General features: G+C 62.3%; 11 protein-coding genes. 9 read left to right on the top strand and 2 right to left on the bottom strand.

All coding sequences use genetic code 11. The features are described from left to right. Positions 1 to 31 precede the first annotated feature (31 nt). The 3 genes from FHS06_RS07285 (at position 32) to rbfA (ending at position 3,718) form a co-directional block, all read left to right on the top strand. The gene (locus FHS06_RS07285; RefSeq protein WP_243845411.1) at positions 32 to 289 is read left to right on the top strand and encodes a YlxR family protein; all 258 of its coding nucleotides are present in this window, start codon (positions 32 to 34) and stop codon (positions 287 to 289) included. Positions 290 to 346: 57 nt separating this feature from the next. Continuing rightward, positions 347 to 3,199: a translation initiation factor IF-2 gene (gene infB, locus FHS06_RS07290; protein ID WP_182486500.1), complete on the top strand. Its 2,853-nt coding sequence runs from the start codon at positions 347 to 349 to the stop codon at positions 3,197 to 3,199. 93 nt (positions 3,200 to 3,292) lie between these two features. After that, on the top strand, positions 3,293 to 3,718 hold the full coding sequence (gene rbfA / locus FHS06_RS07295) for a 30S ribosome-binding factor RbfA (RefSeq protein WP_167047390.1): 426 nt from the start codon (positions 3,293 to 3,295) through the stop codon (positions 3,716 to 3,718). A gap of 3 nt (positions 3,719 to 3,721) precedes the next feature. Here rbfA and FHS06_RS07300 read toward each other — a convergent pair whose 3' ends face one another. Further along, the gene (locus tag FHS06_RS07300; RefSeq protein WP_167047393.1) at positions 3,722 to 4,588 is read right to left on the bottom strand and encodes an A/G-specific adenine glycosylase; all 867 of its coding nucleotides are present in this window, start codon (positions 4,586 to 4,588) and stop codon (positions 3,722 to 3,724) included. A gap of 131 nt (positions 4,589 to 4,719) precedes the next feature. Here FHS06_RS07300 and truB point away from each other — a divergent pair, with 131 nt between their 5' ends. Genes truB through FHS06_RS07320 form a run of 4 tightly spaced genes read left to right on the top strand, consistent with a single transcriptional unit; the run spans position 4,720 to position 7,423 of the window. After that, complete coding sequence (truB, locus tag FHS06_RS07305) at positions 4,720 to 5,616, top strand: tRNA pseudouridine(55) synthase TruB (RefSeq protein ID WP_167047396.1); 897 nt, start codon at positions 4,720 to 4,722, stop codon at positions 5,614 to 5,616. Continuing rightward, positions 5,613 to 5,981: a hypothetical protein gene (locus FHS06_RS07310; RefSeq protein ID WP_167047399.1), complete on the top strand. Its 369-nt coding sequence runs from the start codon at positions 5,613 to 5,615 to the stop codon at positions 5,979 to 5,981. Before truB ends, FHS06_RS07310 begins: the two co-directional genes overlap by 4 nt. Positions 5,982 to 6,014: 33 nt before the next feature. Further along, positions 6,015 to 6,467 (top strand): hypothetical protein, encoded by a 453-nt coding sequence (locus FHS06_RS07315; RefSeq protein WP_167047402.1) that lies wholly within the window; start codon positions 6,015 to 6,017, stop codon positions 6,465 to 6,467. Next, positions 6,464 to 7,423, top strand: a complete 960-nt coding sequence (locus tag FHS06_RS07320; RefSeq protein ID WP_167047405.1) for a bifunctional riboflavin kinase/FAD synthetase — start codon at positions 6,464 to 6,466, stop codon at positions 7,421 to 7,423. The genes FHS06_RS07315 and FHS06_RS07320 overlap by 4 nt, the downstream gene beginning before the upstream one ends. A 4-nt stretch (positions 7,424 to 7,427) precedes the next feature. On the opposite strand, the gene deoC is transcribed toward FHS06_RS07320, so the two are convergent. Then, entirely contained in the window at positions 7,428 to 8,147 is a 720-nt protein-coding gene (deoC, locus tag FHS06_RS07325; RefSeq protein ID WP_167047408.1) for a deoxyribose-phosphate aldolase, read from the bottom strand. Between the two features lie 85 nt (positions 8,148 to 8,232). On the opposite strand from deoC, the gene FHS06_RS07330 reads away from it, so the two are divergent. Then, the gene (locus FHS06_RS07330) at positions 8,233 to 8,865 is read left to right on the top strand and encodes a hypothetical protein (protein WP_167047411.1); all 633 of its coding nucleotides are present in this window, start codon (positions 8,233 to 8,235) and stop codon (positions 8,863 to 8,865) included. A 182-nt stretch (positions 8,866 to 9,047) separates the two neighbouring features. Beyond that, entirely contained in the window at positions 9,048 to 11,207 is a 2,160-nt protein-coding gene (locus FHS06_RS07335) for a DEAD/DEAH box helicase (protein WP_167047415.1), read from the top strand. The last annotated feature ends 7 nt before the right edge of the window (positions 11,208 to 11,214 follow it).

Below are 11,214 nucleotides of genomic sequence, written 5' to 3' on the forward strand. Positions count from 1 at the left end.
AGTTGCGAGGTGTACGATGAACCCAGTACGAATGTGCGTCGGTTGTCGCACGCGTGCGCCCCGGTCCGCCCTCTTGCGAGTGGTGGCTGTCGAAGCGAATGTCATTCCTGACGAACGCGCGACAATGCCGGGTCGTGGTGCGTGGGTACACGAGACACACGAGTGCGTGGATGCCGCTCTTCGGCGCCGCGCGTTTGTACGGGCATTGCGTGTGTCAGGCCCGCTTGACACGCAGACCATCGAGAAACGGCTGAACGGCTATGGACAAAAAGTGAACGGCTCGAAATGAGACCCGTCCGCATTTAGCGGTCTGCCCTGTCTGGGGTAGGCCTCAGACAGGAGAATTGTGGCAAAACCACGCGTGCACGAAATCGCTTCGGAGCTCGGCGTTGACAGCAAAGTCGCGCTTGCGAAGCTGAAGGAACTTGGCGAATTCGTCAAGAGCCCTTCCTCAACCATTGAGCCCCCGGTAGCTCGTAAGCTCCGGGCGGCTCTTGAAGCAGAGGGCGCATCGAAGCCCGCTGAGACAGCCCCGGCGAAGGCCCCCAGCGCTTCCAAAGCATCAGGCGGTGCAACCCCCGGTCGCACGTCCGTGCGCCCAGGTCCCGCTCGCCCCGCGGCGGCGACGCCCGGCCCGAAGCCCGGCCCCGCTGAGCCGGCGAAAGCAACGCCTGCTCCAGAAGCTCCCGCGGCAGCAGCGCCCGCACCGGCACCAGCACCGAAGGCAATCGCGCCCGAGAGCGCTGCTCCTGCTCCTGCTCCTGCTCCGTCTGCCGCGGAAGCTCCCGCTGCAGACGACGCATCGCAGGCACCTAAGCCCGGCAACAGCGGAGCTACTCCGCAGCCGCCCCGCCCGGGTGGTTCTTCGCGCCCGGGCAACAACCCGTTCGCGTCGGCCCAGGGTATGGGTCAGCGCCCGTCGGGGCCTCGCCCCGGCAACAATCCCTTTGCATCGACGCAGGGCATGGGCCAGCGCCCGTCGCCCGGTAACATCCCGCGTCCGCAGGCTCCGCGTCCCGGTGCTCCTCGTCCCGGTGCTCCTCGCCCCGGCGGCGCAGGTCGCCCAGGCGGCGGTGGCGGCGCCCGCGGTGGTGCACCGTTCCAGCAGCGTCCCGGCGGTGCCGGTCGTCCCGGTGGCGGCGGCGGTGCTGGCGGCGGCTTCGGCGGTCGTCCCGGCGGCGCTCCGGCTCCCGGTGGTTTCGGCGGTCGTCCCGGCGGTGGTGGCGGTCGTGGCCGTGGCCCCGGCGGCGGCACAGCTGGTGCCTTCGGTAAGGGTGGCGGCAAGTCAAAGCAGCGCAAGTCCCGTCGGGCAAAGCGCCAAGAGTTTGAAATGCGGTCCGCACCGATCGTCGGTGGCGTCAACGTCCAGAAGGGCAATGGCCAGACGATTCGGATGCGTCGCGGAGCATCCATTTCTGACTTCGCTGACAAGATCGAGTCGATCACCGGCTACACGGTTCAGCCGGGAACGCTCGTAACGATTCTCTTCAACCTGGGTGAGATGGCTACGGCAACTGAGTCACTCGACGAGGCGACCTTCGAGGTTCTCGGAGAAGAGCTCGGCTACAAGATTCAGATGGTTTCGCCCGAGGACGAAGACAAGGAGCTTCTTGAAGGCTTCGGTCTCGACCTCGAAGCTGAGCTTGACGCAGAAGACGAGAGCGATCTCGAGATTCGTCCTCCGGTCGTCACGGTTATGGGTCACGTTGACCACGGTAAGACGCGACTTCTTGACGCGATCCGCCAGACCAACGTGGTTGGCGGCGAAGCCGGCGGCATCACCCAGCACATTGGTGCGTACCAGGTCTGGACTGAACACGACGGTCACGAGCGCGCGATTACCTTCATTGACACACCCGGTCACGAGGCGTTCACCGCTATGCGTGCCCGAGGCGCGCAGGTCACCGACCTCGCGATCCTCGTTGTCGCAGCCGACGACGGCATCATGCCTCAGACAGTTGAGGCGCTTAACCACGCCCAGGCTGCTGGTGTTCCGGTTGTCGTCGCGGTGAACAAGGTTGACAAGCCCGATGCCAACCCGGCCAAGGTGCGTCAGCAGCTCACTGAGTACGGTCTCGTCTCGGAGGAGTACGGCGGCGATGTCATGTTCGTCGACGTATCAGCACGCCAGAACATCGGAATCCAGGAGCTGCTTGACGCAGTCCTCCTTGTTGCCGATGCCGGTCTTGACCTCACGGCCAACCCGAACAAGGCGGCGCGAGGCGTTGCAATTGAAGCCAAGCTCGACAAGGGCCGCGGTTCGATAGCAACAGTGCTCATCCAGTCCGGAACTCTCCGTGTTGGCGACGCGATCGTTGCGGGTACGGCCTATGGTCGCGTGCGTGCCATGGTCGATGAGAACGGCGACGCTGTCCAGGAGGCATGGCCTTCTCGTCCCGTGCAGGTGCAGGGTCTCAACTCGGTACCTCGCGCCGGTGACACGTTCATCGTTACCGAAGAGGACCGACTCGCTCGCCAGATCGCCGAGAAGCGTGAAGCGGCCGAGCGCAACGCTCAGCTCGCCAAAGCGCGCAAGCGTATCTCGCTCGAGGACTTCACCCGTGCGCTGCAAGAGGGCAAGGTCGAGTCGCTCAACCTCATCATCAAGGGTGACGTTTCCGGTGCTGTTGAAGCGCTCGAAGAGTCACTCCTCAAGATCGAGGTCGACGACAGCGTGCAGCTGCGCATCATCCACCGTGGTGTGGGTGCGATCACCGAGTCCGACGTGAACCTGGCGACGATCGATAACGCGATCATCATCGGATTCAACGTGCGTCCCGACGCGAAGGCTCGCGAGCGTGCCTCTCGCGAGGGCGTTGACACGCGCTTCTACTCGGTCATCTACAACGCCATCGATGATGTCGAGCAGTCACTCAAGGGTCTCCTCAAACCGGAATACGAAGAAGTTCGTTCGGGCGTGGCCGAGATCCGCGAGGTGTTCCGTTCCTCCAAGGTCGGAAACATCGCCGGTGTTTTGGTTCGCAGTGGAACGATCACTCGAAACGCGAAGGCACGCGTCATCCGCGATGGCGTCGTTGTCGCCGATGGCCTGGCCATCGAGTCGTTGCGTCGCTTCAAGGACGATGTCACCGAAGTGCGCACTGACTACGAAGCCGGTATTGGCCTCGGTAAGTTCAACGACATTCAGATCGGCGACGAGATCGAAACTACCGAACTCGTCGAAAAGCCTCGAGGCTAAGAACACCCCTAGATGCCGGGCGTTTTCCATGTAAAAGTGGGAAACGCCCGGCATCGAGGTATCTCTCTGCGGGGAAAGAAAGAAGGAACGAAGATGGGCAGTGAACGTCAGGCCAGGATGGCCGACCGTATCCGTGTTCTCATTGCGGAGCGACTTGAAAAGGGCCTCCGTGACCCGCGACTCGGGTTCGTCACGATCACAGATGTTCGAGTGACCGGCGACCTGCAGCACGCATCAGTGTTCTTCACTGTGCTTGGCGACGAGCAGGCAAGAAATGACTCTGCCGCGGCCCTCAAGGCTGCAACCGGCCTGCTCCGAAGTGACGTTGGTCGTCAGCTTGGAGTGCGTCTCACGCCGAGCCTCGAGTTCATCCCGGATGCGATTCCCGAGAACGCTGACCACATCGCGGAGCTTCTTCGCGAAGCACGTGAGCGCGATGAGAGCGTCGCGGGCCTTGCGTCTAGCGCGAAATATGCAGGCGATGCTGACCCCTACGTCAAGCCTCGCGAAGAAGAGTAAAACTTAGCGGGGAAGCCGGAGCATCCCTTCGGATGCTTCGGCAAGTCCGTCTGCGATGAGCGAGTCGATAGCTCGGTCTCGTTGCAGTGAATCGGGCCAGGTAGCCGCAACCGCCTCCAGTGCTGATTCGTGGTCTGGTGCCGATCTGAGGTGTTGGAGAACGGCCCCTCGAGCTTGCCGGTCACTACCCGCGTACGTGGCTTGGCGACGGCGACGGTCGCCGGTGTCGGGGTAGCCCGCATCTCGCCATGCGCAAATATGCGCGATGGGGCATGCTTCGCAGTTCGCGCTGCGAGCGGTGCACACGACGGCACCGAGCTCCATCGCAGCAGCATTCACAATGGCGGCACGTTCTTCGCTCTCCGGCAATATCGCCGCCATCGCGGTCAAATCACGCGTCGACGGCGGATCGGGCTGTGACTGCGCGTCGAGTGCGCGTGCCAGCACCCGGCGCGTGTTCGTGTCGACGACCGGGTGCCGGTCGCCATAGGCGAACACGGCAACTGCGCGCGCGGTGTAATCGCCGATTCCGCTCAGCGCAAGCAGCGCATCGACGTCGCGCGGCACCACCCCACCGTGCTGCTCGGTGATTTGCACGGCCGCTTTGTGCAGCCACAGTGCACGTCGCGGATAGCCGAGATTGGCCCACTGTTCGACGGCTGCACCGGGTGACGCCTCGGCCAGCGCTGCCGGTGAGGGCCACCGCTCCAGCCACGCCTCAAGGCGCGGAATCACTCGCGCTACGGGGGTTTGCTGCAGCATGAATTCGCTGACGAGAATTCCCCACGCTCCGAAGTTGGGGTCGCGCCAAGGGAGATCGCGAGCTGACTCGCGATACCACGCTATGAGCGGCGTCGCGAGATCTGGCACCGCATCAGCCTACGCGGCGCTCGGGGGAGGAGATACGCCGGGGGGAGGGCGGGAAGCTGCAGATAGTCCTCCGTCGGGCACATCTCCGCCCTCCGATACCGATCGCGCTCGGGGAGTCGTAGGCTGGAGGGATGGTGACGACCTCTGCCTCCGGCATCCTCCTGGTCGACAAACCCACCGGAATCACAAGCCACGACGTCGTTTCTCGCACGCGCAAGGCTTTGAACATGCGCAAGGTCGGCCACGCCGGCACGCTTGATCCGATGGCAACCGGGCTCCTCGTGCTCGGTGTCGGCCCCGCCACACGATTACTGACTTTTATTGTGGGTCTCGATAAGACCTATGAAGCGACGATCCGCCTCGGGGTGAGTACCGACAGTGACGACGCTGACGGCGAAGTAATTCAGACGACGGATGCCTCAGCTCTTGGCCTTGAAGAGATCACGGCAGGAATTTCCGAGCTGACCGGTGACATTTCTCAAGTGCCGAGCAAAGTCTCGGCCATAAAGGTTAACGGCCGACGCGCGTATGACCGGGTGCGTGCCGGCGAAGAGATCACGCTGTCCCCGCGGCCGGTGACTGTCTCGCGCTTCGATGTCACCTCCATGCGCACGGGCGAGACAGTTGTTGAAGTCGGTGTCGTTGTGGATTGCTCCAGCGGCACGTATGTGCGCGCTCTCGCTCGGGATCTCGGCGAACGTTTAGGCGTGGGCGGACACCTCACGACTCTTCGTCGCACGCGCATCGGACCTTTCGTGGTCGACGGTGCACCCGGAGCCGACGACCTTGTCGATGTGACCCTCATTGATGCTCCGACAGCGGCGGCAAAAGTGCTCGGCCGAGTAGACGTTGATGCCGACGAAGCTCGAGACCTCCGTGACGGCAAGCGCATCGTGGGCGCTGCCGATCGTCTGACATCGACGCAGGCTGCTGCCGTTGACCCAGATGGGGCGCTCATCGGAATTGTCGAAGCACGCGGAAAAGATATGAAGAGCGCGATGAATATGCCGACCGGGAGCAACGCATGATCCTGTGGTTCACGCTCACACAGGTTGCCGTTGCCACAGCCGCCGCTTTGCTCTGCGTGATCCTGGGTCTCGCGGGGCGGCGACCGAGCGATCTTACTGTCGGCTCTCTCGCACTCGTTGAGGTACTGCTGATCGCACAAGTCGTCGTTGCGCTCGTCGCGCCCGCGGCCGGAAACCCGCCAACCGGGAGCTTGCTCGAGTACTGGGTATACCTCGTGTCAGCCGTGATTCTTCCACCTGCCGGTGTGGCCTGGGCACTCCTCGAGCGCAGTCGGTGGAGCACAGTGATCATGGGGATTGCCGCCGTGGCTGTTGCGATCATGATCTGGCGAATGCATGCCATCTGGACCGTACAACTCGCGTGATTGTCACGCTAGCGCACCTAGAATAGTGAAGACATGACAGACTCCACCCGTCCCCGCCGCATGACAGGCATTGGCCGCGTTCTCGTGGTCGTCTACGCGATCATGGCGCTTGCCGCGACCGGTCGATCGTTTGTTCAGATCGTGCGTGCTTACTCGGATGCCCCTCTCGCCTACACGCTCTCGGCGCTTGCTGCGGTGGTGTACATCGTGGCGACCCTCGCGCTCGTTTTTGCTGGATCCCGCGGCTGGTACCGCGTGGCCTGGACGGCAATCGTGTTCGAGCTCGTCGGTGTGATCGTCGTCGGAACCCTCAGCATTTTTCTTCCTGCGCTGTTCAACCACCCGACGGTGTGGTCGGTTTTTGGCGTCGGATATCTTTTCATTCCGCTAGTCCTGCCGTTCTTCGGCCTGTGGTGGTTGGCGACGCATCGCCCGGCACCCTCAGTGATGACGGATGCTGAGCCCGCCGCTGCGGTGCGCGGATGATTGTATTTCGTGACCCGGCGGACGTTCCCGCCGATTTTGGTTCGTCGGTTGTGGCCATCGGCAAGTTCGACGGCGTGCATGCAGGTCACCGCGCGGTCATTGAGCGCGCGCGAGTGGATGCGGCCGCGTCCGGTCGAAAGGTGGTCGCCGTTACATTCGACCGCAACCCGCTGAGTCTGCTGCGCCCTGATCTTTGTCCGCGCGACGTGTCTGGCGTGACGCAAAAGATTCATCAGTTGGCCGAAACTGGAATCGACGCGACGCTCCTTTTAACGTTCGACGCCGAGCTCGCTGAGTGGGAACCCCGTGAGTTCGTTGAGCGCGTGCTTGTCGAACCGCTTCGCACGCGAACCGTGCTTGTCGGCCAGGATTTCAGGTTCGGGCGTGGCGGAGCCGGAACCCCTGAGGTGCTCGCGCACCTTGGCGAAGAGTTCGGCTTTCGCGTTGACGTCGTAGAAGACGTGCGCGCCATCGACGTCGATCGTCGAGTGTCGTCCACCTGGATTCGTGAACTTCTTGCGGAGGGCGACGTGACGGGTGCAGCGAAGCTGCTTGGGCGCCCTGCATCCGTATGGGGTGAAGTCGTGCACGGCCTGAAGCGCGGCCGTGACCTCGGCTTTCCCACCGCGAACCTCTCACCCGAGCTTGAGGGCTTTGTTCCAGCAGACGGTGTCTATGCGGGCTGGCTCGTAGACGAAGGCTCGGCAGATGGCCTCCGAAGTGGCACTCGCTACCCGGCCGCTATCAGCATCGGCACGAATCCCACATTCGATGATGTGCGCAAACGTCAGGTAGAAGCCTACGTGCTCGACGAAACGGAGCTCGACCTCTACGGGCACCTCGTCGAAGTGCAGTTCGTGGAGCGGGTGCGCGGAATGATCGCCTTCGAAGGAATCGATCCGTTGATCGCACAGATGACGAAAGACGTGGCCCAGGTGCGCTCAGCCCTGAGCTAAAAAGTCAGTAAGACGACTCGTCGGTGGCGCCACTTGTGACTTCACCAGAGTGGAGCCCACGAAGTTCGCTGAGGATCGTCGCGCTTGCGCTTGTGCCCAAACGCGTCGCGCCAGCGTCGATCATCTCGAGTGCTGTGTTGAGGCCACGCACTCCGCCTGATGCCTTCACAGCCAGGCTGGGAGAAACATTCGCACGCATGAGCGCCACGTCTGGCACGGTCGCACCGCCACCAGCGAAGCCGGTCGAGGTTTTCACGAAATCAGCGCCCGCAGCTTCGACGAGGCGGCTGCCGCGAGCGATCTGCTCGTCGTCCAAAAGACTTGTTTCGAGGATCACTTTGGTGATGTGATCGCCGGCGGCGTCTTTCACGGCGCGGATGTCCGCAACGACGGCATCGTCGAAGCCGGAACGAAGCGCGCCAATATTGACGACCATGTCGACTTCGATTGCCCCGTCAGCGAGTGCTTGATGCACCTCTGCCACTTTGGCGGCAGTTGACGTTGTGCCGTGGGGAAAGCCGATGACAGTCCCGACGGCGACACCTTTGCCCGCGAGGTACGCGACAGCATGGGAAATGTCAGAGGGACGTACACACACGCTGAAGACGCGCCACTCGGCGGCGATGTCGAGTTCGGCGTCAACGTCGCTGCGTGTGAGGTCGGGCTTGAGGATAGCGTGATCGATCATCGCGGCCACGGCCGCTTCAGAGGGGAGCGAATGCATGCAACAAGCGTAGGCCCGCGGCGTTGCCTTCGTCACACTGACGCGATGCCGATTAGGCTCCGACTGTTCCCACTCGGAGGTTTCGATGTCGTTCCAGATTCATTCGCTTGTTCGCGCCACAGCCGTGCTCGCCGTTGTGGCTGCTGTGCCGTTCGCGGTCACCGCATGTGCACCCGAACCGTCTGCGTCGGCGTCCGCGTCGTCAACGGAGGGGTCGGCTGCTCCGACGATGACTCCCTCACCGACCGCGTCTACCGCGACCGACGACATTACGCTCCCGGAATCATGCGATTCGCTGTACTCGGATGCCATGCTCGCAACGCTTCAGGCAGATCTACCGCCATTGAACGACAGCGACGTGGACCTGTACTCGACGCAAATTGTGCCGGCGCTAGAGATTCTCGATTCCGGGATTCCCACGCTGCGATGCACATGGGGTGGTCCCGGTACTCTCGGCCTTGCCACCAACGCCTCCGTCGTTTCGGCTGAACAGACTGCGACTGTCATTGACGCACTCACCACAGCCGGCTTGACGTGCGCCGATGTCATGAACGGAACGTTGTGTGCCGCGCAATCAGAGGTCGTTGACCTCGACGGGAACACCGTCGCACGCGGCGAGAGCCACTATCTCCGAGCCAACGCCTGGATTGCCACGTCGTGGGTGGGTGCGCTTCCGAACGGTTACTCGGAAGACATAGCGGCGAAGCTGTGGCCCTGACCACGAATGCCCTAGACTGTTTTTGGGGAACATTGCGACGACGACTAGTCGTCTCGTGAGCTTGTGTCTACATCGCGATCTTCCACCCCTGCCGGCCTCAGCATCTTCGCCGCCCGCAGGACCCCGGACATTCGGTGCGACCGAAACCTGAAGTCGCTCCGGTATTGACGCTCAGGAGGAGCATGCCGTCCACGGCAACCGCCACCCAGAACTCTTCGCCGCGGCGTCGGCGTTCTTCGTCGATGAATCGTCGTGACGAGGAAGCCCCGCTGATCCCAATCCTTGCTCGCAAGGTGCGTGAGGTCGAGGCGAAAGCACAGCGCGGCAAACTCGGACCGACGAACCGCGTGAAGTTCCAGGTCATCGCATTCTTAGTGCGTGAAGAGCGCGCCCGCGTCAAAGCCGACGGCGATATCACTGACTCCGCCCGCGCTGAGCTCCTCAAGAGGCTCGATGGTGTCGCGACAATCCTTGCCAAGACGGCGGCGAGAGACACTTCGCTCATCCAACTGCTCGAGGTTGATCATGCGGCCTCTCCTGTCGCCCGCCGTATGCGCCGCGATTGGCTCCTTGAGTCTGGCGCAGAATTAGCACCGGACGAACTGATCATCTCGGATGCCGCTCCCGCTCCGACTGAGGTTGTTCCTGCTGCCCTCGCCGAGCGCCAGGTGAAGCCGGCGCAGGTCGAGCTTCGGCAAATGTCGAACCCGTTCCTGGCTCCCGACCTCACTCCACGTGCGCCCAAGGATGCTCCGCGTCGCAGGCTTGACGGGTGGGAACTCATGGGCCCGCTTTACAAAGCTTTTGAAATGGGTGCCGGCGGCATCGCAGCAACAATGCCGTTACCCGAGGTTCCGGAATACGACAGGCTTTCTCCCAAGGGTCTTGACGTAATGCCGCATCAATCACGCTTCCTCGAAGCGGTTCGCGAAGGTCATCGATCCTTTCTCCTCGCTGACGAACCGGGCCTCGGTAAGACCGCTGAGTCTGTGCTTGCAGCATCCGTGGCCGACGCTTACCCGCTGCTCGCTGTTGTTCCGAACGTCGTGAAGATGAACTGGGCGCGCGAAGTCGAGCGCTGGACGCCGCATCGCCGAGCCACGGTGATTCAGGGTGACGGTGAGACGATTGACGCGTTTGCCGATGTCTTCATCGTCAACTACGAAATTCTTGACCGTCACCTGTCGTGGCTCTCATCTCTCGGGCTCAAGAGCCTGGTGGTCGACGAGGCGCACTTCATAAAGAATCTTTCATCGCAGCGCTCGAAGAACGTACTCGCTTTGGCAGGACGGATTCGCCAGCAGGTCCGCGACCCGCTTTTGCTCGCACTGACCGGTACACCGCTCATCAACGATGTGGAAGACTTCGACGCGATCTGGCGTTTCCTCGGCTGGACCAATGGCGAAAAGCCGGGTGCCGAGCTCATGGAAAAGCTCGATGCGACTGGACTAACTCCGGCCGACAAGGCCTTCTACCCGGAGGCGCGAGAAGCTGTCATCTCGATGGGAATCGTTCGGCGTAAGAAGAAGGATGTCGCAGCTGACCTTCCGGACAAACTCGTCGCGGACCTTCCCGTGCAGCTTGACGATGAATTCGGCCGCTCGATTCGCCAGGCGGAACGTGAGCTTGGTGAACGTCTTGCGGCTCGCTACCGACGCATCATCGAAGCTCGTGGCGATCGTGGTCTCGCTCCCGGCGAGATTGACGACGACATTGTCCGTTTGGTCGCTCACAATGAGCTTGAGGAGTCAAAGGCGTCGGGCACAGGGTCCGAGAACGTCTTCACGATGGTGCGCCGTATTGGCCAGGCGAAGGCTGTACTTGCCGCCGATTACGCCGCGCAACTGCAGCGCTCGGTAGGCAAGGTCGTTTTCTTTGCAAAGCATATTGACGTCATGAACGCTGCTGAAGCTCACTTCGCAGCGGCCGGCGTGCGAAGTGTGTCGATCCGCGGTGAGCAGACCACAGCTGTGCGTCAAGACGCGATCGACGCATTCAACAATGACCCCGATGTGGGCGTCGCTGTGTGCTCGCTGACTGCCGCGGGCGTCGGGGTGAACCTGCAGGTTGCGTCGAACGTGGTTCTGGCTGAGCTCAGCTGGACCGCAGCCGAGCAGACGCAAGCAATCGATCGTGTGCACCGCATCGGTCAGGATGAGCCGGTGACTGCCTGGCGCATAATCGCCGCACACACAATCGACACCAAGATCGCCGAGCTAATTGACTCGAAGCAGGGCCTCGCCGCCCGGGCTCTCGATGGTGAAGCGGTTGATTCGGCATCGAGCGACTCCGTGCAGTTGTCAGCTTTGATGCACCTCACGCGCCGCGCCCTCGGCGGCTAAAAGTATT

The sequence above is a fragment of the Microbacterium halimionae genome, from assembly GCF_011761265.1.
In the GTDB taxonomy this organism is placed as follows: Bacteria; Actinomycetota; Actinomycetes; order Actinomycetales; family Microbacteriaceae; genus Microbacterium; species Microbacterium halimionae.